Source organism: Aliishimia ponticola (assembly GCF_004803475.1).
GTDB classification, from domain to species: Bacteria; Pseudomonadota; Alphaproteobacteria; order Rhodobacterales; family Rhodobacteraceae; genus Aliishimia; species Aliishimia ponticola.
Map to the genome: position 1 here is coordinate 1,005,480 of NZ_SRKY01000001.1, position 25,192 is coordinate 1,030,671.

Sequence of the window (25,192 nt, forward strand, 5' to 3'; positions counted from 1 at the left end):
CTATTCCCGTGTTCGAGGGCAACATAATGCAGGACGTCACCAACATGTTCGACGCACCTCTGGCCGGGTTGAACACGGCTGAATGGCTGGATCAACTTGAGCAGATCACCCAAACGCACGGCGCTTTTCAGCGTCTGGGCACGCAGCATTTCTCCGCCCTGATCGAGGACGGCACGACGCTGCTTGTCACGTTCGAAACGATTCAGGGCATTCGCGCTCTGGACGAAGACGCGCAGCCGCTTGGCTGGGAAATGGTCAAGGGGGCCGACTGGTCGCATCTGGCGCTGGTCAGCAATGGCGACACCTGGTTCCGCGCGCCCGAAGTCTTCGCCTATTTCGATTCGCTGATCGACGACGGGTTCTTCGATGAATATGACCGGGTCGTGTTCTATGGCGCGGGCCCCTGCGGATATGCCGCCGCAGCCTTTTCGGTGGCCGCGCCCGGCTCGACCGTGGTTGCCATCCAACCGCAAGCCACGCTCGACCCGGAAATCGCCGAATGGGACGATCGCTTTACCGAACACCGCCGCCGCGACTTCACATCGCGCTACGGATACGCGCCAGACATGCTGGATGCGGCGAAAGAGGCGTTCATCCTCTACGATCCCAAGGTCGAACTGGACGCGATGCACGCGGCGCTCTTTTCGCGCCCCAACGTCACCAAGCTGCGGATGCGTCACATGGGCGCGATTGTGCAAACCCACCTGATGGAAATGCAACTGCTGTACCCGATCTTGGCCCAGGCCGGTGTCGGTCGCCTGACCCGTGCCAGCTTTGGACGGCTGATGCGCAAACGCCGGGATTATCCGCCCTATCTGCGCAACCTGCTGACCCGGCTTGACCGCGATGGGCGTGACGGGCTGTCGGAACGGCTGTGCCGCAATGTCACGCAGCGCATGCGCGCGCCGAAATTTGCCCGCCGCCTGAAGGAACTGGAAGAGGCGAAGGGCTAGTCTCTGCCGCTCAGCCGTGCTAGCGCAAGCGACATGACCAGCTTGACGATCCGCCAGCCCGACGACTGGCACCTGCATCTGCGCGATGGCGACATGCTCAAAGGCGTGTTGCCACACAGCGCCGCCCATTTCGCCCGCGCCATCATCATGCCGAACCTCGTGCCGCCCGTGGTGACAGGGGCCCACGCCGCCGCCTATCGCGACCGGATCATGGCCGCCCTGCCCGACGGCATGACGTTCGATCCCCTGATGACGCTCTACCTGACCGAAGACACCGATCCTCAAGACGTGGTTGCCGCGCACGCCTCCGGTCTGGTCAAGGCAGTCAAACTGTACCCCGCCGGGGCAACGACCAATTCCGCCTCCGGCGTCGCCGATTTCGACAAGGTCCGGCACACGCTCGAAGCAATGGCACAGCACGGCATCCCGCTTTGCGTACACGGCGAAGTGACCCGGCCCGACATCGACATCTTCGACCGCGAAGCCGCCTTCATCGATCAGGTTCTGGACCCGATCCGGCGCGCGACGCCCGGCCTGCGCGTGGTGATGGAACATATCACGACCTCCGACGCGGTGGCCTACGCCCGCGACCAAGGCGACGACCTTGCCGCCACGATCACCGTGCAACACCTGATGCTGGACCGGAACGACATGCTGGTCGGCGGCATCCGCCCGCATTACTACTGCCTGCCGATCCTGAAACGCGGCACCCACAAGACCGCCCTGCTCGACGCCGCGACCTCCGGCGAAACGCGGTTCTTCCTCGGCACCGACAGCGCGCCCCATGCCACACATACCAAGGAAAACGCCTGCGGATGCGCCGGGTGCTTCACCGCCCCCATCGCCCTGTCTTGCCTGGCGCAAACCTTCGACGACGCAGATGCGCTGGACAAGCTCGAAGGCTTCACCTCCCTGCACGGACCTGCCTTCTACGGTCTGCCCGTCAATGACACGTCCCTGACCCTGACCAAGGGCGATCCGCTCGACATTCCGGACCAGATCGCCACCGGCGCAGGCCCCGTCACCGTGTTCGACCCCGGACGGCCAATACTCTGGCACGTCGCCTGACTTCATTGTTCCCGAAATACTCCCCCCGGAGGGAGCCCGCACCCAGCCACAAAGACCAGACACATGATCCCAAGCACCTATCCTGACCAAGCCGAAATCGCCCGCCTCACCGCCCGGATGCTGCTGGAAATCGAGGCCGTCCACCTGAATGCCGAAGACCCCTTCACCCTCGCCTCCGGCCTGCCCTCACCGACCTATATCGACTGCCGCAAACTGATCTCCTTCCCGCGCATCCGCGCCACGCTGATGGATTTCCTGACGATCACCGTCATGCGCAATGCCGGCTTCGAAGCCTTCGACAATATCGCAGGCGGTGAAACCGCCGGTATCCCCTTCGCCGCACTGGTGGCGGAACGCATGGCGTTGCCGATGACCTATGTGCGCAAAAAGCCCAAAGGCTATGGCCGCAACGCGCGTATCGAAGGGGCGATGTCCGAGGGTCAGCGCGTGCTTCTGGTGGAGGATCTGACCACCGATGGCGGCTCGAAACTGTCTTTCGTGGATGCGATCCGTGACACCGGCGCCACCTGCGGCCACACAGCGGTGATCTTCTATTACGGGATCTTCCCGGAAACGGAAAAGACGCTGGGCGAGCATGGAATCGATCTGCACTACCTGTGCACATGGTGGGATGTTCTGGCAGAGGCGAAGGCCGCCGGCACCTTCTCCGCCGCAACCCTTGAGGGTGTCGAAGCCTTCCTGAACGACCCTCGCGGGTGGCAGGAACGAAATGCGCCGAAATAAGCTGTAGCGATTCCGCCAATTCGCACGAATCTGTGGAAAACCCGTCTGTGGACGGCCTGTGTACAGGTAACGATTCGATGACAATCGCATCCACATGTGGTAGCCATTCTTCAAGGCGGCACCAGATCGGCGCGTGATATTCGGACTGGACAGGGTTACCCACACAGTAACCCCCAGATTTTTCCCGATTTCACCACGCACCGATCCGTGGCATGACACCCGCCACGGGGGGCACCGCCGCGCTGATCCGATAAAGAACAAGACCCGTGCAATGCCACGGTCTAGGGGTATGAGCAGTGAACGAGATTACGTCTTTACAGGCGACGCAAGCCGCCGAGCAGGCCGGGGATGTTGTCCCCCATTCGACCGAGGCTGAGCAGCAGCTCTTGGGCGCGATTCTGACGAATAACGATGTATTTGACAGGATCGCGTCCATCATCCGGGCAGAGCATTTCTATGACCCGGTCCATGCGCGGATCTACGAACTGGCCGCGGCGCGGATCGCCAAGAACCAGCTTGCCTCGCCGGTGACGCTCAAGACCTTCATGGAAGACGACGAGGGCCTGAAAGAACTGGGCGGCGCTGCGTATCTGGTGCGTCTTGCGGGCTCCGCCGTGTCGTCCTTTGCCGCGCGCGAATATGCGCAGATGATCTATGACCTCGCCGTGCGCCGCGACCTGATGCAACTGGGCAAGGAAATCAGCGACCGCGCCTCGCATATGGACGTGGCCTCCGAGCCGAAAGAACAGATCGTTATGGCCGAACAGGCGCTGTATAAGCTTGCCGAACAGGGCCAGACCGAGGGCGGCTTCCAAAGCTTCCTGCGCGCCGTGACCGATGCGGTCAATGTGGCGAACGCCGCTTATCAGCGCGAAGGTGGGTTGGCCGGGGTCTCGACCGGGCTGATCGACATGGACAAGAAGCTGGGCGGTCTGCACCGCTCTGACCTTCTGATCCTTGCCGGACGTCCGTCGATGGGGAAAACCTCGCTTGCCACCAACGTCGCGTTCAACATCGCCAAGGCGTATAAGAAGGGCATCAAGCCCGACGGCACCGAAGGCACGGTGGATGGCGGCATCGTCGGCTTCTTCTCGCTGGAGATGAGCGCCGAACAGCTTGCCGCGCGGATCTTGTCGGAAGTGTCCGAAGTCCCGTCCGAGCAAATTCGCCGTGGCGACATGACAGAGGCCGAGTTCCGGCGTTTCGTGGATGCGGCCAAGGCGCTTGAGGCCTGCCCGCTTTACATCGACGACACCCCGGCGATCCCGATCGCCCAGCTTGCCGCGCGCTGCCGCCGCCTGAAACGGACCCATGGTCTGGACGCGATTTTCGTCGACTACCTGCAGCTGGTACGCGGCACCGCCGATAACCGGGTGCAGGAGATCGCGGAAATCTCAATGGGTCTCAAGGCGATTGCCAAGGAACTCAATATCCCGGTCGTCGCGCTTTCGCAGCTGTCGCGTCAGGTGGAAAGCCGGGACGACAAGCGCCCGCAACTGTCCGACCTTCGGGAATCGGGATCGATCGAACAGGATGCGGACGTGGTCATGTTCGTGTTCCGCGAAGAATATTACGCCGAGCGGGAAAAACCGTCCGACGACAACCTCGAAGCGATGGCTGCGTGGCAGGAACGGATGGAACGCCTGCATGGCCGCGCCGAGGTGATCATCGGCAAGCAACGTCACGGCCCCATCGGCACGGTCGACCTTAGCTTCGAGGGGCGGTTTACCCGCTTTGGCAACCTGGCCCGCACCGATTACCTGCCCGAACAGGACTACTGATCCCGCCCCCGCCCCTTCGCGATCACGAAGGGGGCCGCCTTTTGGCGCGGGCGGCCTTGACGCGCGCCTTTAACCTGTCAAAACCCGGTTCCATGGCTACAGGCAATCTGACGATCGATCTTTCCGCATTGGCACGGAACTGGCGCGACCTGAACGCGCGAAGCGCGGGCGAAACCGGCGCTGTCGTAAAGGCGGATGGCTACGGGCTTGGCGCGACTGTCGTCGGGCGGCGCTTGGCGCAGGAAGGCGCACGCACCTTCTTCGTGGCTGCCGCCGAAGAAGGCAAAATCCTGCGCGGCGCGCTTGGCCCCGGCCCTGAAATCTTTGTGTTTTCCGGGCATATGGAGGGCGACACAGCGCTGCTGCGTGACCATGGGCTGACGCCGCTTTTGAACAGCGTGGATCAGCTTTTAAGGCATGTTGAGGCATTGCCGGGCCATCCCTTCGGCATCCAGCTTGATACCGGCATGAACCGCCTTGGGATGGAACCGGTGGAATGGGCGGCGGTGCGCGATATCGCCCTGTCCTTGTCGCCGCGCCTGCTGATGTCGCATCTGGCCTGCGCCGACACGCCATCCCACGAGATGAACCCCAAGCAGCTGCACGCCTTCCGCGAAATGACCGATGGTCTGGGCGTGCGCCGCTCGCTCTCTGCGACGGGCGGCCTGCTGCTGGGCCCCGCCTATCACTTCGATCTGTGCCGCCCCGGTATCGGTCTTTACGGCGGCCTGCCCTTTATCGACGCCTCGCCCGTCGTCACGCTGGACATCCCCGTGATTCAGGTGCGCGATGTCGCGGTGGGCGAAACCGTCGGCTATTCCAACACATGGACCGCCACGCGTCCCTCGCGCATTGCAACCGTTTCTGCCGGCTATGCCGACGGGCTGATCCGCGCGATGGGCGAAAACGCGCGGCTCTATGCCGATGACCGCGAGGTGCCTGTGGTCGGGCGCGTGTCGATGGACCTGATCACCGCAGATGTGACCGACCTCGCCGACGATCCGGCCAGCCTGCAACTTCTGGGCCGGCATCAATCGGTGGACACGGTTGCAGACATGGCCGGAACCATCGGATACGAGATTCTCACCTCGCTCGGCGGGCGTTACCGCCGTAGGATCACGGAATGACATTTCTTGCCGCCATCGGTGCTTCGGTACTGTCTTTACTTGCCGGGATCGGGCGCGTCGCGATCTATGCGCTGCAAGCGCTTAGCCATGTGTTCCGCCCGCCCTTTTATGGCCGCGAATTCGCGACGGCGCTGCTGAATATCGGCTGGCTTTCACTTCCCGTTGTCGGGCTGACCGCGATTTTCACCGGCGGCGCGCTCGCCTTGCAGATCTACGCGGGCGGCGCGCGTTTCAACGCCGAAGCCGTGGTGCCGCAGATCGTCGCCATCGGCATGGTGCGCGAACTTGGCCCGGTGCTGGTCGGGCTGATGATCGCAGCAAGGGTCACATCCTCCATCGCGGCCGAAATCGCGACGATGAAGGTGACCGAACAGATCGACGCACTGGTCACACTGTCCACCCATCCGATGAAATACCTTGCGGTGCCACGGGTGCTGGCCGGGCTGATCACCGTGCCGCTGCTGGTCGGCATCGGCGACGTGATCGGCATCTTCGGAGGCTACGCGGTCGGCATCGGGACGCTTGGCTTCAACCCGGCGAACTACATCAAGAACACCGTCGACTTCCTTGAACCCTTTGACATTATTTCATCGCTGATCAAGGGCGCGGTCTTCGGGTTCCTTGCCACCATGATGGGCTGCTATTTCGGTGTGAATTCGGGCCGCGGCGCACAGGGCGTGGGCCGCGCCACCAAAAGCTCGGTCGAGGCCGCCGCAGTGCTGATCCTTGCCGCCAACTTCCTGCTCACGGGGGTGTTCTTCTCGATATGATCACGCTCGACAATGTTCATAAGTCCTTCGGTTCCAACCACGTCCTGCGCGGCGTCAACCTGCATGTGCCGCGCGGCAGTTCGATGGTGATCATCGGCGGGTCGGGCACCGGCAAATCCGTGGCGCTGAAATGCGTGCTGGGGCTGGTGACACCGGATTCCGGCCAGATCACCGTGGATGGCAAACCCAACGACAAGGGCGACCGCGACGCGTTCCTCGCCCGGTTCGGAATGCTGTTCCAAGGCGCGGCGCTGTTCGATTCACTGCATGTCTGGGAAAACGTCGCCTTCCGCCTGCTGCGCGGAACGCTCAAACGCCCCCGCGCCGAAGCCCGCGAGATCGCCATCGAAAAGCTGCGCCGGGTCGGGCTGAAACCCGATGTGGCAGACCGTTTCCCGGCGGAATTGTCCGGCGGGATGCAAAAGCGCGTGGGCCTTGCCCGTGCCATCGCGGCCGATCCAGAGATCATCTTCTTCGATGAACCGACAACCGGGCTCGACCCGATCATGTCGGGCGTCATCAATGACCTCATTCGCGAGATCGTTGTCGAAATGGGCGCGACGGCAATGACCATCACCCATGATATGTCGTCCGTCCGCGCCATCGCCGATAGCGTTGCGATGCTGCATGACGGCGTGATCCAATGGACCGGCCCCGTGGCCGAGATGGACGCTTCGGGCGACCCCTATTTGCGCCAATTCATCACCGGGTCCGCCGACGGCCCGATCGAGGCCGTGCGCTAGATGCCGCTGAGCGCGTTGAAATACCTCAACCTGTCGCTTCTGGTGCTCTACCCTGTTGTCTGGTTCGCCCCGCTGATGCGCGCGGGATTGTTGCCGCTCTATGGGCTTAGCGAGATCTCTGTCATTTCCGGCCTGCAATCGCTTTGGAAATCCGAAGTGGCGCTGGCCCTGATCGTCACCGCCTTCGCGCTTTTTGCCCCCTATCTCAAGACCATCGGCCTCGCGCTGCTGCATTTCCGCATGCTCTCGCCCCGCGTGGAACCAGCGCTGCACCTTCTGGGCAAGCTGGCCATGGCGGATGTGTTTCTGATCGCGGTCTATGTCACCGTTTTCAAGGGGATCGGTGTGGGCCGCATCGAAACCGCCTGGGGGCTTTACGCCTTCACCGCGCTGATCCTGACCTCCATCCTGATCGGCTGGCAGACTGAACGGCTGCGCAAGGCACGGGGGCTCTGACATGGCTGCAAAGACCACATATTCCTGCTCCGCCTGCGCGGCGAGTTTCTCCAAATGGTCGGGGCGCTGCGACAATTGCGGCGCGTGGAACACGATTTCCGAAGATAAGGGGCTAAGCGACCGGGCGGGCAAGGCCTCTCTTGGGGCCAAACGCGGTACCACGATCCCGCTGACGGACCTGACGACACAAGAAGCACCGCCGCCGCGCACGCTATCGGCAATGGGCGAACTCGACCGGGTTCTGGGTGGCGGGCTGGTCGAAGCTTCTGCCACGCTGGTGGGGGGCGATCCGGGCATCGGCAAATCCACCCTGCTCTTGCAGGCCGCCGCCGCATTCGCGCGCAGTGGATTGAAAACAATATACGTTTCGGGCGAAGAAGCCTCCGCCCAAGTGCGGCTGCGTGCGAACCGGTTGGGCGTGACCGATGCGCCGGTGCAACTGGCCGCCGCGACCAACCTGCGCGATATTCTCACCACGCTCGAAACGGAAAAGCCGCAGCTTGCGATCATCGATTCGATCCAGACCATGTGGTCCGACAGTGTCGACAGCGCACCCGGTTCGGTCAGTCAGGTCCGCGCCGCCGCGCATGAGCTGACCTCTTTCGCGAAACGGCGCGGGGTCAGCGTGATCCTTGTCGGACATGTCACCAAGGAAGGCCAGATTGCCGGGCCGCGCGTGGTCGAGCACATGGTCGATACCGTGCTGTATTTCGAGGGCGAGCGTGGCCACCAGTTCCGGATCCTGCGCGCGGTGAAGAATCGCTTCGGTCCCGCGGATGAGATCGGCGTGTTCGAAATGACCGGGCGCGGCCTGGCCGAAGTGGTGAACCCGTCGGCCCTGTTTCTGTCCGAACGGGGCACCCCGCAGCCGGGCAGCGCCGTCTTCGCCGGGATCGAAGGCACGCGCCCGGTTCTTGTTGAGTTTCAAGCCCTTGTCGCCCCGACGCCGCAGGCCAATCCACGCCGTACGGTGGTCGGTTGGGATGGTGGGCGACTGGCCATGATCCTTGCGGTGCTGGAAGCGCGCTGCGGCATCCCCTTCACTGGGCTGGACGTATACCTCAACGTGGCAGGCGGTATGAAGGTCAGCGAACCGGCCGCCGATCTGGCCGTCGCCGCCGCGCTTTTGTCGGCGCGCGAGGACACCGCCCTGCCCGAAGCGGCGGTGGTTTTTGGCGAGATCAGCCTTTCCGGTGCGCTGCGTCCGGCGCCGCAAACCGAAAATAGGTTGAAAGAGGCGCAAAAACTTGGTTTCACCGCAGCCATCGCGCCGCGCGGCGGCAAATCGACATCGGTATCCGGCCTTAGCCTGACCGAAATGTCCGATCTGACCGGCTTCGTGGGCGATATCTTTGGCGCGGGATAAGCGCGGCAGGCGCAAGTAAAAGGGCAGGACGCATGGAAGGTTTCACCATCATCGACGGGGTCGTCGCGCTGATCATCGTGTTGTCGGCGCTGCTTGCCTATGGCCGCGGGCTTGTCCGTGAATTGATGGCGATTGCCGGATGGGTCATCGCCGCGATCCTTGGGTACATGTTCGCCCCGCAAGTTGAACCGCTGATGAGCGAAACCCCTGTCATCGGGGAATTCATCGCCGGAAACTGTACGCTTGGCATGGTGCTCGCCTTCTTTGCGGTCATGGTGGTCGCGCTGATCGTGGTGTCGCTGTTCACGCCGCTGTTCTCCTCGCTCATCCAACGCTCTGCCTTGGGTACGATCGACCAGGGGCTCGGCTTTCTCTTTGGGGTGATCCGCGGCATTCTGCTGATCGCGATTGCTTTCTTTGTCTATGACACTGTGATCATCGGCCAGGAATTCACCATCGTGGACGAGAGCCGCTCCGCCGCTGTGTTCCAGCAGTTCACCGGCCGCATCGCCGAGCAAAATCCCGAAGGTTTGCTGGAGTGGTTCCAGCTGAAATACAGCGATCTGCTGTCCAGCTGCGAGTGATCCAGCGCCACAATTGATCATCGGCGCGCCCTAATCGCGCCATGATTCCCCTGTCCAAACCAGCCCCGAATCGCCGCGCCAGCGGTCGCATCGTCGTGGGAATCGGTCGGCCCGAAATCCCCACCCATCACGGATTCCCTTGGAATACAGGGCGTCTGGGTTAACAAGCGGTTAACCCGGTTGCTCAATTCGTGCCAGTTCCGCCTGCCCTGCTCAACTTTTCCGAGAGTGCAAACAAAGACTTAATAAGACCGTAAATGTGTCAAAATCTGGGCGGAATTCAGCGGCTTTCTGGCTTCAGTTCAACGCAACCCGCCGCATCGGCGAGACAGTCAATCGGAGCCCTCACATGTTCGCACGTCACCAAAAAGAATTCGCAGAAGTTAAATCAAACCTGGCCGTTAAGGGTGCGGTGATCAGCCTTGGCGACGCCACCATGCTGGAAACCCGGACCGGTTGGATGCCCGTGGCGGAACTGACGCGCGGCGATGCGGTTGCCACGCTGGATGGCGGTTTTGCCCCGATCTCGTGGATCAGCGAGGACCGCGTCGCCCGATCGGCCATGCTGGTGCCTGCTGGCGCGCTCGACAACTGTTCTGACATCTATCTGCCCGCAGATGCGCTGATCGCCATCGAAGCGCCGCTCGACTTCCAGGAGGCCAAAAGCGATCACGTCTCGATGCCGCTGAGCGCGCTTGAAGGGTATCGCGGTATCCGGCGCGACGAGGACATCGTGATGACCACCCGCACACTGGGTTTTGCCGAAGAAGAAATGCTTTGGGCGCAGACCGGCCTGCTGATCCATGCGCGCCCCATGACGGATGCGTTTTTCCAGACTCTCAGCTTTGCGGAATCACGCGCGGTACTCGCTCTGATTGAGGCAGGTGCCTATCCCCTGACAAAAGCGGCTTGATTTCCGATTGTGTTAGTTCGGTGACAGTGACACTGCGGGCGTGAATTGGTAAACCCGATTCAGGCCCACACCGGATTCGGAGCTGCCTTCCCCGTGACTGATGCTGTCTTCCCCCCTTCTCACCCTTTTGACTTTGATGCCGTGCGCGATGCGGATGACGACAAGCTCCGCGAAGAATGCGGTGTCTTCGGCGTCAACGGCGTTGTCGATGCAGCGAATTTCGTGGCTCTGGGCCTGCATGCGCTGCAACATCGCGGCCAGGAAGCCGGCGGGATCGTCTCGCACCATCCTGAGTTTGGATTCAATTCCGCCCGGCGCATGGGCTATGTCCGCGACAATTTCACCAGTCAGGACGTGATGGATACCCTGCCCGGCGCGCTGTCGATCGGGCATGTACGCTATTCGACCACCGGGTCGAAAGGCAATACCGCGATCCGCGACGTGCAGCCGTTCTTTGGCGAATTCGCCATGGGCGGCGCGGCGATTGCGCATAATGGCAATATCACGAACGCTGACGCGCTGCGCCGGGAACTGATTGAACGCGGGTCGATTTTCCAATCCTCGTCGGACAGCGAATGCATCATTCACCTGATGGCGCGCTCCCTGCAAAAGGGCATTCCCGAGCGGATGGAAGACGCGCTGCGCCGTGTCGAAGGGGCGTTCTCTGTCGTGGCGATGACCCGCACCAAGCTGATCGGCGTGCGTGACCCGCTGGGCGTGCGCCCGCTTGTGCTGGGCCGGATCGGCGATGGCTGGGCGCTGTCGTCGGAAACCTGCGCGCTGGACATCATCGGCGCGGAATTCGTGCGCGAGATCGAGCCGGGCGAGATGGTCGTCATCACCGAAGACGGCAAGATTGAAAGCCGCCGTCCGTTCCGCCAAGCGACGTCGCGCTTCTGCATCTTCGAACATGTCTATTTCTCCCGCCCGGATTCGATCCTGGGCGGTCGCTCTGTCTATGAAACCCGCGAGGCGATTGGCCGCGAGCTGGCCAAGGAAAGCCCGGTGGATGCGGATCTGGTCTGCCCCGTGCCTGACAGCGGCACCCCGGCAGCCATCGGTTTTTCGCTGGAAAGCGGCATCCCCTACGCAATGGGCATCATCCGCAACCAGTATATGGGCCGGACCTTCATCGAACCGACAGAACACATCCGAAACATGGGTGTACGGCTCAAACTTAATGTGAACCGGGCGCTGATCCGCGACAAGCGGGTGATCTTGGTAGACGATTCCGTGGTGCGCGGGACGACCTCGCGCAAGATCAAGGAAATGATCCTGGATGCAGGCGCGAAAGAGGTTCACTTCCGTATCGCCTCGCCGCCGACCGCGTGGCCGTGTTTCTATGGTGTGGACACACCGCAGCGGGAAAAACTGCTCGCCGCGACCATGTCCGAAGAGGAAATGCGCCAGCACCTGTCCGTGGACAGCTTGAAATTCATCTCTCTGGACGGGCTCTACCGCGCGGTGGGCGAAGCTAAAGGGCGCGACGCCGGTTGCCCGCAATATTGCGATGCGTGTTTCTCGGGTGAATACCCGGTCGAGCCGGCGGATATGATAGCGCAGGGCTTCCAACTCAAGACTGCGGCCGAGTAATTTCGCCGTGATCGGCGGGGTTTTGCTGCGCTCAAACGGTCTGCTGCGCGCCTTGTCGCGCGCGGTTTCAGACGGGATTTGCACGCATCAACAGGATTGATAATCGGCGCTTCCAACCCCTTGGAGGCTCGAATGACCACCGACACCGACTCGCCCTTACCCGAAGCCACGAACGCCGCCGCGACCAGCAAAGCGGCCCTGCCGCTGCATGATCTGGCCTTGCTGGGAACCCTGACTGGCGGCGATGCCCCGCGGGCCTTGCTGCGCAAACCGGGTGGGCGGATCATCAATGCAGGACTGGGCGACCGGGTGAACCGCCATGTGATCATCGCCATCGAAGAAGGTGCCGTGATCCTGCATCGCCAAGGCGGCGGCGACCAACGGCTTGCCCTGCCCTGACGGGCAAGGCGCGTCAGGCTTCCAGTTCGGCGTCCCAGTAAAGGAAGTCCATCCAGCTTTCATGCAGGTGATTGGGCGGGAATTTCCGGCCCATGTTACGCAACTCCTCCGCGCCCGGCTGGCGTGGGGGTTTGCGCAGCGACAGCCCGGTCTGATGCAACGGCTTGGAGCCTTTGCGCAAGTTGCAGGGGCTACACGCCGCCACGACATTCTGCCAACTGGTGACACCGCCCGCCGCACGCGGCACCACATGGTCAAAGGTCAGATCCCCCTTTGACCCGCAGTACTGGCAGCGAAATTCGTCCCTCAGAAATAAATTAAAGCGCGTGAAGGCCACGCGCTTTTGAGGTTTTACATAGTCTTTCAGAACGACGACCGACGGTATTCGGATCGACATACTCGGACTTCTGACGATCTCATCATATTCGGCGACGATATCCACCCTCTCCAGCCAGGCCGCCTTCACAGCCTCCTGCCACGGCCATAGCGAGAGCGGATAATAGGACAAGGGGCGATAATCGGCGTTCAAAACCAGCGCCGGGTTCTGCTTCAGAGACGCGGGATTCCGCGTGAAATCTGTTCGGAAATTGCCTTGGGTGTTTCCGCTTTGCACCGCTTGCATAGTGACTCGTCTCCCGCCCTGTCTGCCCTTTGTGGACCCGGGTCGCGGGGAGGCCAGTCGGACCCCCAAGCCCCGGCTCATGTGCTGACTATATATCGTGGCGGTGGACTGACAAGCCTCTACGTCACCACAACATGTCGCAGGTTCCCTAACCTGCCCGGATGACAGGCATATGACGGTTATCCACAGCTTCCGATCCGGCAATGCCGGGGCGGCACGATGCGGAATGTCACAGACTGAGCTTGTCGCGCATGAAGGCCAGCGCCACGCTCAGACCGTCCGGGGCAATTCCGTGTCCGGTGCCCTTCATGATATGGGCATAGACATCCTGCCATCCGGCCTCTTGCAGCGCCTCTGCCGCCTCGGGCAAGGATTGCGGTGGAACCACATCGTCGGCGTCGCCGTGGACCAGCAGGACCGGCGGGCGGCTTTGGACCTCATCGGCCAGCAATTCAGGGCGCAGCAAACGACCCGAAAACGCGACGATCCCTGCCACCGCATCTTCGCGGCGCGGGGCCACATGCAGCGACATCATGGTGCCTTGCGAAAAGCCGAACAGAACGACCTGTTCCGGCAGGACATCCTCATCGACCATAAGCGCGTCGAGAAACGCGTTCAGGTCTTCCGCCGCGCGGGTCATGCCGCGTTCGGATTCCTCTTCGGAAGACCCATCGATCCACGGAATCGGGAACCATTGGTATCCATTGGGCATCCCCGGGATCGATTCCGGCGCATCGGGCGCAACAAAAAGCGTATCGGGCAGGTGATCGCTCAAGGGATCGGCCAGACCCAGCAGGTCCGCACCATTGGCGCCATAGCCATGCAGGAAAACGACGACGGACCGGGTTTCCCCAGAAGCAGGCCCCTTGCGGCCAGATTGCAAAACACGCGTCACCTTACACCCTCCCGGTTCTTCATGACCCGGTAGTAGGCCCAAAGCGTCCGCGCCGCAACCGATCGCCACGGCGACCACGCTTCGGCCATATCACGCAGCGCTTTTTCCTTCGGACGGTCCGGTAAATCGAACAACCCACGCGCCGCTTCCTGCAAGGCCAAATCCCCCGGTGCAAAGACATCCGCATGGCCCAGCGAGAACATCGCATAGATCTCCGCCGTCCAAACGCCGATGCCCGGCACCTCGGTCAGGTTCTTGACCACGGTCTGCGTATCCGCTTGCCGCAACGCGTCGTAATCCAGCCGGGCCGCTGCCAAAGCCTGCGCATAGCGGATCTTCTGCCGCGACAGTCCGACCTGCCGCAGCGCGTCCTCCCCCGCGCTGGCCACCGCATCCTCGTCCGAGAGGCCCGCCTCGACCATGCGCGCCCAGATCGCCGCCGCAGACGCGATTGAGACCTGCTGCGAGACAATCGCGCTGAGCAATTCGGCAAACCCATCCGGCTTACGCCGCAGCGGCAGCGGGCCGCATTTCTTCAACGCGGCGGCCCACCGCGCATCCTGCCCGCGCAGCCACGCCGCGCCCTCTGCCACATCCGCGTCGCAGGTGATGATGCGCCCCTTGTGCGTTTTTCCGTAACTCACCTGTGCATTCCCCTGCTCTTCCGACTTATGGACCCCGCCACGCAAGATAGCTAAAGCAAACCCATGACAGAGACTTATGATAATGCGCGCGCGAAACGCAACGTCGCGGTTCTGGTCGCCGCGCAGGCCATTCTTGGCGCGCAAATGCCCCTGATTTTCACGATTGGAGGCCTCGCCGGACAATCGCTTGCGACCAATCTGTGCTTTGCGACGCTGCCGATTTCGCTCATCGTCTTGGGGTCGATGTTGTCCGCGACGCCGCTATCATGGTTCATGCAGCGCTACGGACGCCGGGCCGGCTTCGCCCTTGGCGCGTTCGGCGGCGCGCTTGGCGGGCTGATCTGCGCGACCGGCCTGTACTACGCCTCTTTCCCGATCTTCCTGCTGGGGTCGCTCTGCACCGGGCTGTATATGTCGGCGCAGGGTTTTTACCGTTTTGCAGCCGCCGATACCGCCGCTCCGGAATTTCGCCCCAAGGCGATTTCCTATGTCATGGCAGGCGGGCTGGCCTCGGCCATTATCGGCCCGCAACTGGTCAAACTGTCGAACGGTGCGATTGACCACCCCTCTGCTCTCGTCTCGACCTTTGCTGGCGCGTATCTGCTGGTGATCGTGCTGAATGTCGTGGGCGCGCTGCTCTTCACCATGCTCGACATCCCCCGCCCCGAAGCCCCCTCCGCCGACAGCCCCAAGGGCCGCACGCGGTGGGAACTGATCACCACGCCCCGCATCGCCGTCGCCGTGATCTGCGCGATGGTGTCCTATGCGCTGATGAACCTTGTGATGACTTCAACCCCGCTGGCGGTTGTCGGCTGCGGCTTCGAACAGGACAGCGCCGCAGATGTGGTGACGGCGCATGTGCTGGCCATGTTCGCGCCGTCCTTCTTCACCGGGCATCTCATCGCCCGTTTCGGGGTCGAACGGATCGTCGCCCTGGGCCTGCTGATCCTCGCGGCGGCGGGGGCCGTCGCCCTGTCCGGCGTCGCGCTGGAGAATTTCTTCATCGCGCTGATCCTTCTGGGCATCGGCTGGAATTTCGGCTTCATCGGCGCGACCACGATGCTGGCGGGGGCGCATGAACCGCATGAGCGGGGCCGGATGCAGGGGCTTAATGATCTGCTGGTCTTTGGCGGCGTCACCTTTGCGTCGCTGGCCTCGGGCGGGTTGATGAACTGTTCGGGCGGCACACCAGAGGCAGGCTGGACAGCGGTCAATCTGGCGATGGCCCCATTCCTGACCCTTGCCGGTGGTGCGCTGATCTGGCTCGCCTTTCATCAACGACGCGATGTGGCGGCCTGATCCGGCCTACCATTCCCCAAACGCGGCGCGCAGGGTCAGGCCAAGTCGGCTGGGTTCGGGCAAACGGCCCGCAGCCACATGTGACGGGGTCTTCACCGCCGCTTTGAGAACCCTGCCCGATCCAGACGCCGGCCAGAACGCGGGCAGCGCAACCCGCTGAACCGGCTGGCTTTTCGCAGAGGCCAAGGCGGCCAGCCCCTCCTGCGCGAGGGCGCGGACCCCCTCCGCAGTTCCATCCACCAGCGGGATACGCTGTTGCGCCTCAAGCGCCGGGCACGCGCGCAGCCAATTGGCCACGCCCAAGGCAAAGCCCGCATCCTGCGCCAAGCCCGCGCTGCCACCAAGACAAGCGGCGGCAACGGACATCAGGTTCCCCGACGTATGTTGCAGGTAGCCTGTCAGATGGGCCGCGTCGTCGAACGGATCTTTCTCGCAATCCCAATGCCGTGCGCGAACGAGCGCGCTCAAAGCCTCGGCATTGGCCCGCGTCAGGAAGCCTGCCAGCGGGGTGACGACCTCGTGCCGCCGCACGCCCTGCCCAGCGGCGATCTCCTCCAGCGCGTCGAGCCACCATTGCAGCCGCATCTGCGCGATCATGGGCTCTTGCGTCACCCATGGGGCGCGCGAGACCTCGACATTGAATGCATAAAGCGGAAAGAGCGTCTTGCGCGCGGCAACTGGGGCCGCCATGACCGTCCGAAACCGCAGCGGATCGCCCTTTTCAACGATGGCCGCGCAGGCGTTGAGATCGTCATCGAAACCCATCGCCGCCCCTTATACCGGACGCACGAGGCAAAGCTTGTAGAACACCTGATCGGGCGCGCGCTTCCACGTGTCGATTTCGCGGGTCGTCATATCAAGAAGCGCGCCCAGCGTCTCATCCGCCGTCGGCCGCAACGCCGCCACGCGGGTTTCGAGCGGGGCGAAATAGCTGTCCCACCGAGGCGCGCGGCCCTGCACGTCGCGGCTGTCGATCAACGTATATCCTGCGGACTCGATCCGCTTTGTCAGACCCGCCATATCGGTAATGGCCGGATAGGCCTGCCAGAAGTCTTCTGCCACCTCGCGCGGGCCTTCGGGCAAGATCGGTTCCGAAAACGCGACAACGCCACCATCCGCCAATGCCGGACGCCACGCCTGCAACGCCTCGGTCACGCCAAGGAAATAGACCGCGCCCGCACACCAGATCAGGTCAACCGGCCCTTCGATCTGGCTCATGTCGCCCGCGACCACCTGCGCGCGGCGACCCAGCCGCGCCTGCGCTTCTGCCACCAGATGCGGGAATGCGTCGATCCCGGTCAGCGTGGCATCAGGCAAAAGATCGGCCAGATGTTTCAGATCGGCGCCCGGCCCGCAGCCCGCGTCGACAACGCGCAGCGCGCCCTGAAGACCAAGCCGTGCCACGGTCCACGCCACATCGTCTGCCGTGCCCGGCCCCTGCCGGGGCATATCCGCATGCAATGTCTTGATCGCGTTCAAGTCCATCAGGATGGTACCTCGTCCCGGATGATTTTCCAGCGCACCGCGTCCAGCAGCGCCTCGAACGAGGCATCGACAATGTTCGGGCTGACCCCGACCGTCGACCAGCGCTTGCCCTGCCCGTCCTCGCTGTCGATGATGACACGGGTCACGGCCTCGGTCCCGCCTTGGGTGATGCGCACCTTGAAATCCACCAGCCGCATATCGTCGATCGCGTCTTGGTAGCGCCCCAAATCCTTGGCCAGCGCCTTGGACAGCGCGTTCACCGGCCCGCGATCCGATCCGGTTTCATCCATGCTTTCCGAGACAGACAGCTTCTTTTCGCCATCCACCTTTACCACGACAACGGCCTCGGACAGGCTGACCATCCGGTCATACTTGTTCTTGCGCCGCTCCACGCTCACCCGATAGCGCTTGACCTCGAACAGGTCCGGCATCCGGCCCAATTCGTCCCGCGCCAGCAACTCGAACGAGGCTTGCGCCGTGTCATAGGAATAGCCCTCGGCCTCGCGGTCTTTCACCCGGTCCAGAATCCGCGCAAGGGCGGGGTCGCCGGCCTCGACCTCCAGCCCCGCTTCGGCCAAACGTTTGCGCAGGTTCGACTGCCCCGCCTGGTTGGACATAGGGATGATCCGGCTATTGCCGACGCGCGCCGGGTCCACATGTTCATAGGTCGCCGGGTTCTTGAGGATCGCGCTCGCATGCAGCCCCGCCTTATGCGCAAACGCGCTGGACCCGACATAGGCCGATTGCTTCATCGGCACCCGGTTGAGGATATCGTCCAGCATCCGCGACACCCGCGTCAACCCTTCGAGCGCGTCATCACTCACCCCGATATCCAGCGTATCGGCATAGGGTGCTTTCAGCTTCAAGGTCGGGATCAGCGCCGTCAGATTGGCATTGCCGCAGCGTTCGCCCAGCCCATTCAGTGTGCCCTGAACCTGCCGCGCCCCGGCCTCTACCGCCGCCAGACTGCCAGCAACCGCCTGTTCGGTATCGTTATGGGTGTGAATGCCCAACCGCGCGCCATCCAGCCCCGCCGCGATCAGGTCCGAGACGATGCGCCCGATCTGCCCCGGCATGGTGCCGCCATTGGTGTCGCACAGAACCATCCAGCGCGCCCCGGCCTCCTGCGCAGCCTCAAGACAGGCGCGCGCATAGCCGGGATCGACCAGGTAGCCGTCAAAGAAATGCTCTGCGTCGAAAAGCGCCTCGCGCCCCTGGGCCACCAGATGCGCGATGGAGGCGCGAATGTTTTCAAGGTTCTCTTCGGCGGTGATGCCCAGCGCTTCTGTGACGTGGAACAGGTTGGATTTGCCGACCAGACATACCGCAGGCGTCCCCGCGTTCAGCACCGCCGCCAGCACATCGTCATTCTCGGCAGAGCGCCCGGCCCGCTTGGTCATACCAAAGGCCGTGAGGGTCGCGCGCGTGCTGGGTGCGGCTTCGAAAAACGCGCTATCGGTCGGGTTGGCGCCGGGCCAGCCGCCTTCGATATAGTCCACCCCCAGCCGATCCAGCGCCGCGGCGATCTGCTGCTTGTCAGAGGTGGAAAACTGCACCCCCTGGGTCTGCTGCCCGTCGCGCAGCGTCGTGTCGTACAGGTAAAGGCGGTCTTTAGTCATTTTTCTGCCCTTTGCATATCGGGCGAACCCCGGTGCGTGCGCGCCGTTCAGCATGAAGTCGGCAAGCGTTGAGCATCACTTCAGTGCCTCGAGCTTGGCAGGGTCAAAGTCACCTGTTGGTTCTGCTTCTGGCCCAGCAACGCCAACCGACAGCTTTAACCCTGTTGCTTCCAATTTTTGCTTCAGCTCATCGGCGGCAGCGTATTCTTTTTTGTCTCTGAACTCCTGCCAACGCGACAATAGCTCCAACAGCAAAGTGCTGTGGTCCGATAGGTTCGACAGTGCGGCCATTTTAGTTCCACCGCGAAACCACTCCACATCCTCCGCGTCTGGAAAACCCAAGAAGCGCAACCCGCTTTTCAACTCCGGTAGCATCGAATTGTTGTGCAAGTGGACCAGCTCTGACAGCGCCAAGTGCGTATTAAGGTCGTTCGCCAGTGCATCGACCAATTTTTGCGGGACCGATTGCGCAGCTTCGACATTCTCGGTGGCTTTGAAGTAAGCGGTCAGACGCATTTCCGCCTCCTGCCGCTTCTTCTCCGTCCAGTCCATCGGCTTGCGGTAATGCGTGCTGAGCATCACGAAGCGGATCACTTCGGGCGGTACGCCATCATCCAGCAAATCGCGCACGGTAAAGAAGTTGCCCAGCGACTTGGACATCTTCTTGCCCTCGACCTGCAGCATCTCGTTATGCATCCAGATCTGCGCCATTTCGTCGGTCTGGTTGGCGCAGCAGCTTTGAGCGATCTCGTCCTCGTGGTGCGGGAATTGCAAATCCAGCCCGCCGCCGTGGATGTCGAAGACATGGGGCTTTTGCATCGCCTCGGCAGAAAGACGGCCTTCGCGCACTGGTTTTTCCCACAGCAACTCATCCGCCATGGCAGAGCATTCGATGTGCCAGCCCGGACGCCCCCGACCCCACGGGCTGTCCCATCCGGGCAGCGCGTCATCGGATGGCTTCCACAGCACGAAGTCCATCGGGTCTTCTTTATAGGGGGCCACTTCCACCCGCGCGCCCGCGATCATGTCATCCACCGAACGGCCCGACAATTTACCGTAAGCGTCATACTTGCGGACGCGGAACAGGACATGTCCGTCCTTGGCATAGGCGAACCCGTCCGCGATCAGCCTTTCGATCATCTGGATCATCTGCCCGATAAACTCGGTCGCGCGGGGCATCTCGTTCGGCTCCAGCGCGCCCAGCGCACCCATATCCGTCAGATACCAGCCAATCGTTTCTTCCGCGCGCTCTGCGATCAGCTCTTCCAGCGTGCCCTTCGCCCCGGCCTCTTTACGCGCCAGCGCCGTCGCGTTGATCTTGTCATCCACGTCGGTGAAGTTGCGCACATAGGTCACGTGATCCGGCCCATAGACATGGCGCAGCAGCCGGTACAGCACGTCAAAGACCAGCACCGGGCGTGCATTGCCCAGATGCGCACGGTCATAAACCGTCGGGCCGCAGACATACATGCGCACATTCTTGGGGTCCAAGGGGGTGAACACCTCTTTGGAGCGGCTGGCCGTGTTGTAAAGCTTGATCTCGGTCATGGCGTCCTCGCACGCAGGTTTGGCGCGGGCCTAGCAAGTCTGATCGTGAAGGAAAAGAAGAACCGGCCCGCTGACGTTCAGCAGGAGATAATGCAGCAAATGATGCAGGTCTTGCGGTTCATGGCGTGATCCATAACGCCCTGTCATCGGCTTGGTCAAGGCAATTGATTTGACTTTGCCGGGCCGCTCTGACGCTGTGCCGCAAAACGAAAGGGATCGTGCATGCAACTCTCGGAACGGATTTTGGGGCTGACTGGTGGCGGGTCTGACGGGTGGGACCTGTTCAACAAGGCGCGCCAGATGATGGCGGATGGCGTGGATGTAACCGAACTGACCATCGGCGAACATGATATCCGCACCGCGGCCCCGATCCTTCAGGAAATGCACCGCACCGCGCTGCAGGGGCACACGGGTTACGCCAGCATTCCCGGCACCGCCGCGCTGCGCGATGCGGTCGCGGCCCGGACCGAGGCGCTGACCGGCGTGAAAACCCGCCGCGAGAATGTCGTGATCACGCCCGGCGGACAGGCGGCGCTGTTCGCGGCCCATATTGCGGTATGCGATCCGGGGGATACGGCGCTTTATGTCGATCCCTATTACGCGACATATCCCGGCACCATTCGCGGGGCCTCTGCCCTGCCCCGTTCCGTTCGGGCGCGGGCCGAAGACGCGTTTCAACCGCGCGAGGACGACTTGCGCGCCGCCGCTGAGGGTGCGCGGTCGCTGCTGGTCAATTCCCCCAACAACCCGACAGGCGTCATCTATTCGGCGTCCACATGGGAAGGCATCGCGCGGGTCTGCACCGAAGCTGATCTGTGGCTGATCTCGGACGAGGTGTATGACAGTCAGGTCTGGGAGGGCGAGCATATTTCGCCGCGCGCATTGCCGGGGATGGCCGACCGCACGCTGGTTGTCGGTTCCATGTCGAAAAGCCACGCAATGACCGGATCGCGCTGTGGCTGGCTGATCGGGCCGGAGGATGCGATCGCCCAACTGATCACCCTGTCCACCCACACCAATTACGGGGTGCCGGGTTACATCCAGGATGCCAGCAGCTATGCGCTGGGTCTGGGCCCGGAGTTCGAGGCGGAAATCGCAGCGCCCTTCCGGCGGCGGCGGGCACTGGCGCAGGACATCCTGTCGGCGCAGAACACTGTTGGCCTGATCCCGTCGGGCGGCGCGATGTATCTGATGCTGGATATCCGCGCCACGGGGCTAAGCGGCGACGACTTTGCCGACAAGCTGCTGGATACCCATCACATCGCGGTCATGCCGGGCGAAAGTTTCGGCGCGGCAGCCTCGGGCCATGTGCGCGTGGCCATGACCATCGAAGACGCGGCCTTTGCCGATGCCCTTCGGATGATTTGCCGCTTTGCGGAACGTCTTGCGCGCTAAACAAAGAAAAACCCGCCATGCAATGCCGTGGCGGGTTTCAAATTTCGCCGCGCTGACGCGGAACCTTACGGGGGCGTTAGAAGCGCAGGCCGCCCCGGATCGACAGGCTGGTTGCGTCCGCATCGACGCCAGAGCCATTGATGTCGTCAAACCGGTGACCCAGAACCTCACCGCCCAGATAGAAGCGGTCATTGAGCTGGTAACTCACGCCAACACCCGCGAAACTGCCCGTTTCAGAGCCGATCGAGGTATCGATTTCAGCCATACCTGCGGTCGCATATAGCAGTGTGCGCCCCAGATCATAACCGCCGCGCAGCTTCAGCCGCGCCACGCTGTCCACATCCGCAACAGCGCCAAGGCCGATATTCGTGGTTTCATATTCGATTTCACCGCCCAGAACGAACTGGCCGAAATCGTAGTCATACCCCAGATGCAGACCATAGCTGGAATGTTCACCATCCGGTGCGCCCGTTGCATCGATATCGATTCCACCAATGCTTAACCCGGCATAACCGCCCGTCCATTCGCCACCATAGGTGACCGCCGGGGCCGGTGCGACGACCGGCGCATCCGCCGGGGCAGAATCGCTGCTGCCCGCAAAGGCGGGGGCTGCGATGCCAAGGGCGGCTGCAAGGATGACCAAGGGCTTCATTTCGACTCTCCAGACGGGGTGACAGACATCAAGTTACACCTATGACCCGATTAAACTTAACATATGGTGAGCATTGCGGAATTGCGAGTCACGCTCGCGTCAGAAAACCAATTTCCGCCGATGTCGGCCGACGGGATAAGTCTCGTTTGCGACATCAGGTCGTTTCCAAGCCAGATCGCCCCTCCCAGACCGCTAGGCTAAGTCAAGTCGGAGGAGACACATGGTACAAGCAGTGCTGTGCAAAATCTCGTTGGTGAGCCGCACAATCGGAGCGGCCAGAGGCCGCGCGGCGCGGGGTCGACCCGCATGGATGTGATCCGACATTCCCCTTTGCACATCCCTTGACCCTGGTGGTTTCCATGACAGATCTTTCCCCTCCCCGTTCCGGTGGCCGCGCCGCGCGCAGAGCCGCCCGTGCATCCGCCCTGCCCGACCATATGCGCCCCGTGCGCCCCGGCATGAGCGGCGGCACTTACAAACCGCTCAGCCAGACCGACATCGAAAATATCCACCACACCGCGCTGGATGCGCTGGAGCAGATCGGGCTGGCCGACGCCCCGCCCAGCGGCGTCGAGATCCTGACCGGCGCGGGCGCGATCCTTGGCGATGACGGGCGTATTCGCATTCCCCGCGCGCTGGTCGAAGACGCGCTGGCCAAAGCCGCGCGTGAGATCACCCTGTTCGGACGCGATCCGGCCCATGACCTGCACCTGAGCGGTACGCGCGTTCACTACGGCACGGCGGGGGCGGCGGTTTCCATGGTGGATATCGACGGGCGCAACTACCGCGACAGCACACTGCAAGACCTGTTCGACGCGGCGCGCATCGTCGAACGGCTGGACAATATTCACTTCCTGCAACGCCCCATCGTGGCCCGTGACGTCGCCGACATGCTGGAGATGGATTACAACACCGTCTATGCCTGCTGCGCCGGAACGCTGAAACATATCGGCACGTCCTTTTCGGCGCCCGAAACGGTCGCCCCCTCCATCGAGATGCTGCACATGATCGCGGGCGGCGAGGACAAGTGGCGCGCGCGGCCCTTCATGAGCAACTCCAACTGCTTTGTCGTGCCGCCGATGAAATTCGCGACCGAAGCCTGCATCGTCATGGAACACTGCATCGCCGCCGGGATGCCGGTTCTGCTGCTGTCTGCCGGGATGGCGGGTGCGACGGCGCCCTCCACCGTGGCCGGGGCCATCGTGCAGGCCGTGGCCGAATGCCTGGCCGGGCTGGTCTATGTGAATGCCATCGTCCCCGGCCACCCGGCAATCTTCGGCACCTGGCCCTTCGGGCTGGATCTGCGTTCGGGGGCCATGACGGGCGGCTCTGGCGAACAGGCGCTGTTGACCGCCGGATGCGCGCAGATGCACCAGTTCTACGGTATTCCGGGTGGCGCGGCGGCGGGAATATCGGATTCCAAGCTGCCCGACATGCAAGCCGGATGGGAAGCGATGTGTTCCAACGTCACGGCGGGGCTGGCCGGGCTGAACATGGTCTATGAGGCCGCCGGGATGCACGCCTCGCTGCTGGGATTTTGCCACGAAAGCCTGATCCTTGGCGACGATCTGATCGGCCAGGCACAGCGCTGCGTGCGCGGGATCGAGGTGAACGAGGAAACCATGGCGCTGGACCAGATCCGCGACGTTTGCATGGGGGGGCCGGGCCATTACCTTGGCACGTCGCAGACCCTTGCCCGGATGCAAAGCGACTATGTCTATCCACAGCTTGGGGACCGGACCAGCCCGAAGGAATGGGCCGAAATCGGCAAGCCGGACCTGCTGGAAAAAGCCGGGCGCCGCAAAGACATGTACCTGTCCGAACCCTCAAAGGCGCAGTTCGATCCGGCCGTGGATGCGCAGATCAGGCAGACGTTCAACATCTATCTTCCGCGCTGACACGCACGGCCCGGCAGCTTGAGAAAAACCGGGCCGCGCGCCTTCACCGGATGCCCCAGCCTTTAGGCTGTCACGGCGGTATCAGGCCAAAGCATCCGCGAAGCTTGGCCGGGCGTTAGGAGCCCGTTGGCAGGATGCCCGCTTCTTCGGCGGCGGAAATCTCTGCCTCGTCCAGCAGACCGTCCGCATTGGCGTCAATCGTCGTGAACGTATCGGTCGACACGTCCGGGAACGCGGCCTGAATTTCGTCGATGGTCAGCATCCCGTCGCCGTTCTTGTCTGCCGACACCGCAGCATCGCTCATGGCGAATGCGCCTCCGGCAGTCAGAAGCAAAGCGGCTGCGGTACGGGTTGTAAGAGATGTGAACATGGTGACTCCTCCTTGGGGTCGTTGAGATATTCGTGACAGCCGAGGTGTAATCTGGGGCGTCCGGCGCGCCCCGGAAAGACGGCCCGCGTGCCACCGCGCTGATCCGGCAGGCGCGTGCCGAAACCGGCTGCGCGCTTCGGCAAAGCCGTGCCGGGCAAGCCCACGCCGCGCCGTTTCGGCGGAAACGGGCGCAGCCCACCTGCCCCCTTGCGCCGGTGCTTGCCGACCGCAGCCGAAACCCAATTGTGACGGAACCAAGACCCGCGCC

25 protein-coding genes are annotated in these 25,192 nt (G+C 62.7%); 16 read left to right on the forward strand and 9 right to left on the reverse strand.

Annotated elements, in window-relative coordinates:
• Positions 1-26: 26 nt before the first annotated feature.
• The 13 genes from E4Z66_RS04795 (at position 27) to E4Z66_RS04855 (ending at position 12,497) form a co-directional block, all read left to right on the forward strand.
• Complete coding sequence (locus E4Z66_RS04795; protein WP_136461799.1) at positions 27-953, forward strand: phosphoadenosine phosphosulfate reductase; 927 nt, start codon at positions 27-29, stop codon at positions 951-953.
• A 33-nt stretch (positions 954-986) separates the two neighbouring features.
• Positions 987-2,021 carry a dihydroorotase gene (pyrC, locus tag E4Z66_RS04800; RefSeq protein ID WP_136461800.1) on the forward strand — a complete coding sequence of 345 codons (1,035 nt, stop codon included), beginning with the start codon at positions 987-989 and terminating at the stop codon, positions 2,019-2,021.
• 63 nt (positions 2,022-2,084) lie between these two features.
• Positions 2,085-2,765, forward strand: a complete 681-nt coding sequence (locus tag E4Z66_RS04805) for an orotate phosphoribosyltransferase (protein ID WP_136461801.1) — start codon at positions 2,085-2,087, stop codon at positions 2,763-2,765.
• 296 nt (positions 2,766-3,061) lie between these two features.
• Complete coding sequence (locus tag E4Z66_RS04810) at positions 3,062-4,546, forward strand: replicative DNA helicase (protein ID WP_136461802.1); 1,485 nt, start codon at positions 3,062-3,064, stop codon at positions 4,544-4,546.
• A 92-nt stretch (positions 4,547-4,638) separates the two neighbouring features.
• Complete coding sequence (alr, locus tag E4Z66_RS04815) at positions 4,639-5,673, forward strand: alanine racemase (protein WP_136461803.1); 1,035 nt, start codon at positions 4,639-4,641, stop codon at positions 5,671-5,673.
• On the forward strand, positions 5,670-6,443 hold the full coding sequence (locus E4Z66_RS04820; RefSeq protein ID WP_136461804.1) for an MlaE family ABC transporter permease: 774 nt from the start codon (positions 5,670-5,672) through the stop codon (positions 6,441-6,443). Before alr ends, E4Z66_RS04820 begins: the two co-directional genes overlap by 4 nt.
• The gene (locus tag E4Z66_RS04825) at positions 6,440-7,186 is read left to right on the forward strand and encodes an ABC transporter ATP-binding protein (protein ID WP_136461805.1); all 747 of its coding nucleotides are present in this window, start codon (positions 6,440-6,442) and stop codon (positions 7,184-7,186) included. Before E4Z66_RS04820 ends, E4Z66_RS04825 begins: the two co-directional genes overlap by 4 nt.
• The gene (locus E4Z66_RS04830) at positions 7,187-7,642 is read left to right on the forward strand and encodes a paraquat-inducible protein A (protein ID WP_136461806.1); all 456 of its coding nucleotides are present in this window, start codon (positions 7,187-7,189) and stop codon (positions 7,640-7,642) included.
• A gap of 1 nt (position 7,643) precedes the next feature.
• Positions 7,644-9,008: a DNA repair protein RadA gene (gene radA / locus E4Z66_RS04835; protein WP_136461807.1), complete on the forward strand. Its 1,365-nt coding sequence runs from the start codon at positions 7,644-7,646 to the stop codon at positions 9,006-9,008.
• A 32-nt stretch (positions 9,009-9,040) separates the two neighbouring features.
• Entirely contained in the window at positions 9,041-9,592 is a 552-nt protein-coding gene (locus tag E4Z66_RS04840) for a CvpA family protein (RefSeq protein ID WP_136461808.1), read from the forward strand.
• Between the two features lie 349 nt (positions 9,593-9,941).
• On the forward strand, positions 9,942-10,505 hold the full coding sequence (locus E4Z66_RS04845) for a Hint domain-containing protein (protein ID WP_136461809.1): 564 nt from the start codon (positions 9,942-9,944) through the stop codon (positions 10,503-10,505).
• A gap of 93 nt (positions 10,506-10,598) precedes the next feature.
• Positions 10,599-12,098, forward strand: a complete 1,500-nt coding sequence (purF, locus tag E4Z66_RS04850; protein ID WP_136461810.1) for an amidophosphoribosyltransferase — start codon at positions 10,599-10,601, stop codon at positions 12,096-12,098.
• A gap of 132 nt (positions 12,099-12,230) precedes the next feature.
• On the forward strand, positions 12,231-12,497 hold the full coding sequence (locus E4Z66_RS04855) for an amidophosphoribosyltransferase (protein ID WP_246035880.1): 267 nt from the start codon (positions 12,231-12,233) through the stop codon (positions 12,495-12,497).
• A gap of 13 nt (positions 12,498-12,510) precedes the next feature.
• Here the strand turns inward: E4Z66_RS04855 and E4Z66_RS04860 are convergent, their stop codons facing one another.
• From E4Z66_RS04860 to E4Z66_RS04870, 3 genes are all read right to left on the reverse strand, one after another.
• On the reverse strand, positions 12,511-13,119 hold the full coding sequence (locus E4Z66_RS04860; protein WP_136461811.1) for an HNH endonuclease: 609 nt from the start codon (positions 13,117-13,119) through the stop codon (positions 12,511-12,513).
• 229 nt (positions 13,120-13,348) lie between these two features.
• Positions 13,349-14,014: an alpha/beta hydrolase gene (locus E4Z66_RS04865; protein ID WP_136461812.1), complete on the reverse strand. Its 666-nt coding sequence runs from the start codon at positions 14,012-14,014 to the stop codon at positions 13,349-13,351.
• Positions 14,011-14,658 carry a DNA-3-methyladenine glycosylase family protein gene (locus E4Z66_RS04870; protein ID WP_136461813.1) on the reverse strand — a complete coding sequence of 216 codons (648 nt, stop codon included), beginning with the start codon at positions 14,656-14,658 and terminating at the stop codon, positions 14,011-14,013. The genes E4Z66_RS04865 and E4Z66_RS04870 overlap by 4 nt, the downstream gene beginning before the upstream one ends.
• A gap of 63 nt (positions 14,659-14,721) precedes the next feature.
• Here E4Z66_RS04870 and E4Z66_RS04875 point away from each other — a divergent pair, with 63 nt between their 5' ends.
• Positions 14,722-15,957 (forward strand): MFS transporter, encoded by a 1,236-nt coding sequence (locus tag E4Z66_RS04875; RefSeq protein WP_136461814.1) that lies wholly within the window; start codon positions 14,722-14,724, stop codon positions 15,955-15,957.
• A gap of 6 nt (positions 15,958-15,963) precedes the next feature.
• On the opposite strand, the gene E4Z66_RS04880 is transcribed toward E4Z66_RS04875, so the two are convergent.
• The 4 genes from E4Z66_RS04880 to cysS form a co-directional block, all read right to left on the reverse strand.
• The gene (locus E4Z66_RS04880; protein ID WP_136461815.1) at positions 15,964-16,722 is read right to left on the reverse strand and encodes a squalene/phytoene synthase family protein; all 759 of its coding nucleotides are present in this window, start codon (positions 16,720-16,722) and stop codon (positions 15,964-15,966) included.
• 9 nt (positions 16,723-16,731) lie between these two features.
• Complete coding sequence (locus tag E4Z66_RS04885) at positions 16,732-17,442, reverse strand: class I SAM-dependent methyltransferase (RefSeq protein ID WP_136461816.1); 711 nt, start codon at positions 17,440-17,442, stop codon at positions 16,732-16,734.
• Positions 17,442-19,061, reverse strand: a complete 1,620-nt coding sequence (gene cimA, locus E4Z66_RS04890) for a citramalate synthase (protein ID WP_136461817.1) — start codon at positions 19,059-19,061, stop codon at positions 17,442-17,444. The genes E4Z66_RS04885 and cimA overlap by 1 nt, the downstream gene beginning before the upstream one ends.
• A 75-nt stretch (positions 19,062-19,136) precedes the next feature.
• A complete protein-coding gene (gene cysS, locus E4Z66_RS04895; RefSeq protein ID WP_136461818.1) occupies positions 19,137-20,609 on the reverse strand; it encodes a cysteine--tRNA ligase in 1,473 nt (490 codons plus the stop codon).
• 222 nt (positions 20,610-20,831) lie between these two features.
• Between cysS and E4Z66_RS04900 the strand changes: the two genes are divergently transcribed.
• The gene (locus E4Z66_RS04900) at positions 20,832-22,004 is read left to right on the forward strand and encodes a pyridoxal phosphate-dependent aminotransferase (protein WP_136461819.1); all 1,173 of its coding nucleotides are present in this window, start codon (positions 20,832-20,834) and stop codon (positions 22,002-22,004) included.
• A 76-nt stretch (positions 22,005-22,080) separates the two neighbouring features.
• Here E4Z66_RS04900 and E4Z66_RS04905 read toward each other — a convergent pair whose 3' ends face one another.
• Entirely contained in the window at positions 22,081-22,656 is a 576-nt protein-coding gene (locus E4Z66_RS04905; protein WP_136461820.1) for an outer membrane protein, read from the reverse strand.
• 359 nt (positions 22,657-23,015) lie between these two features.
• On the opposite strand from E4Z66_RS04905, the gene E4Z66_RS04910 reads away from it, so the two are divergent.
• On the forward strand, positions 23,016-24,554 hold the full coding sequence (locus E4Z66_RS04910) for a trimethylamine methyltransferase family protein (RefSeq protein WP_136461821.1): 1,539 nt from the start codon (positions 23,016-23,018) through the stop codon (positions 24,552-24,554).
• A 115-nt stretch (positions 24,555-24,669) separates the two neighbouring features.
• Here the strand turns inward: E4Z66_RS04910 and E4Z66_RS04915 are convergent, their stop codons facing one another.
• A complete protein-coding gene (locus E4Z66_RS04915; RefSeq protein WP_136461822.1) occupies positions 24,670-24,924 on the reverse strand; it encodes a hypothetical protein in 255 nt (84 codons plus the stop codon).
• Positions 24,925-25,192: the final 268 nt, after the last annotated feature.

What these genes read in the sequence shown, in the direction of transcription:
- cimA (WP_136461817.1), bottom strand. Translation starts at nt 19,061, where the DNA reads ATGACTAAAGACCGCCTTTACCTGTACGACACGACGCTGCGCGACGGG.
- radA (WP_136461807.1), top strand. Translation starts at nt 7,644, where the DNA reads ATGGCTGCAAAGACCACATATTCCTGCTCCGCCTGCGCGGCGAGTTTC.
- E4Z66_RS04855 (WP_246035880.1), top strand. Translation starts at nt 12,231, where the DNA reads ATGACCACCGACACCGACTCGCCCTTACCCGAAGCCACGAACGCCGCC.
- E4Z66_RS04910 (WP_136461821.1), top strand. Translation starts at nt 23,016, where the DNA reads ATGACAGATCTTTCCCCTCCCCGTTCCGGTGGCCGCGCCGCGCGCAGA.
- E4Z66_RS04860 (WP_136461811.1), bottom strand. Translation starts at nt 13,119, where the DNA reads ATGCAAGCGGTGCAAAGCGGAAACACCCAAGGCAATTTCCGAACAGAT.
- E4Z66_RS04820 (WP_136461804.1), top strand. Translation starts at nt 5,670, where the DNA reads ATGACATTTCTTGCCGCCATCGGTGCTTCGGTACTGTCTTTACTTGCC.
- E4Z66_RS04905 (WP_136461820.1), bottom strand. Translation starts at nt 22,656, where the DNA reads ATGAAGCCCTTGGTCATCCTTGCAGCCGCCCTTGGCATCGCAGCCCCC.
- E4Z66_RS04795 (WP_136461799.1), top strand. Translation starts at nt 27, where the DNA reads ATGCAGGACGTCACCAACATGTTCGACGCACCTCTGGCCGGGTTGAAC.
- E4Z66_RS04900 (WP_136461819.1), top strand. Translation starts at nt 20,832, where the DNA reads ATGCAACTCTCGGAACGGATTTTGGGGCTGACTGGTGGCGGGTCTGAC.
- E4Z66_RS04825 (WP_136461805.1), top strand. Translation starts at nt 6,440, where the DNA reads ATGATCACGCTCGACAATGTTCATAAGTCCTTCGGTTCCAACCACGTC.
- E4Z66_RS04830 (WP_136461806.1), top strand. Translation starts at nt 7,187, where the DNA reads ATGCCGCTGAGCGCGTTGAAATACCTCAACCTGTCGCTTCTGGTGCTC.
- E4Z66_RS04805 (WP_136461801.1), top strand. Translation starts at nt 2,085, where the DNA reads ATGATCCCAAGCACCTATCCTGACCAAGCCGAAATCGCCCGCCTCACC.
- cysS (WP_136461818.1), bottom strand. Translation starts at nt 20,609, where the DNA reads ATGACCGAGATCAAGCTTTACAACACGGCCAGCCGCTCCAAAGAGGTG.
- E4Z66_RS04875 (WP_136461814.1), top strand. Translation starts at nt 14,722, where the DNA reads ATGACAGAGACTTATGATAATGCGCGCGCGAAACGCAACGTCGCGGTT.
- E4Z66_RS04885 (WP_136461816.1), bottom strand. Translation starts at nt 17,442, where the DNA reads ATGGACTTGAACGCGATCAAGACATTGCATGCGGATATGCCCCGGCAG.
- alr (WP_136461803.1), top strand. Translation starts at nt 4,639, where the DNA reads ATGGCTACAGGCAATCTGACGATCGATCTTTCCGCATTGGCACGGAAC.
- E4Z66_RS04845 (WP_136461809.1), top strand. Translation starts at nt 9,942, where the DNA reads ATGTTCGCACGTCACCAAAAAGAATTCGCAGAAGTTAAATCAAACCTG.
- E4Z66_RS04840 (WP_136461808.1), top strand. Translation starts at nt 9,041, where the DNA reads ATGGAAGGTTTCACCATCATCGACGGGGTCGTCGCGCTGATCATCGTG.
- E4Z66_RS04880 (WP_136461815.1), bottom strand. Translation starts at nt 16,722, where the DNA reads ATGGGTTTCGATGACGATCTCAACGCCTGCGCGGCCATCGTTGAAAAG.
- pyrC (WP_136461800.1), top strand. Translation starts at nt 987, where the DNA reads ATGACCAGCTTGACGATCCGCCAGCCCGACGACTGGCACCTGCATCTG.
- E4Z66_RS04915 (WP_136461822.1), bottom strand. Translation starts at nt 24,924, where the DNA reads ATGTTCACATCTCTTACAACCCGTACCGCAGCCGCTTTGCTTCTGACT.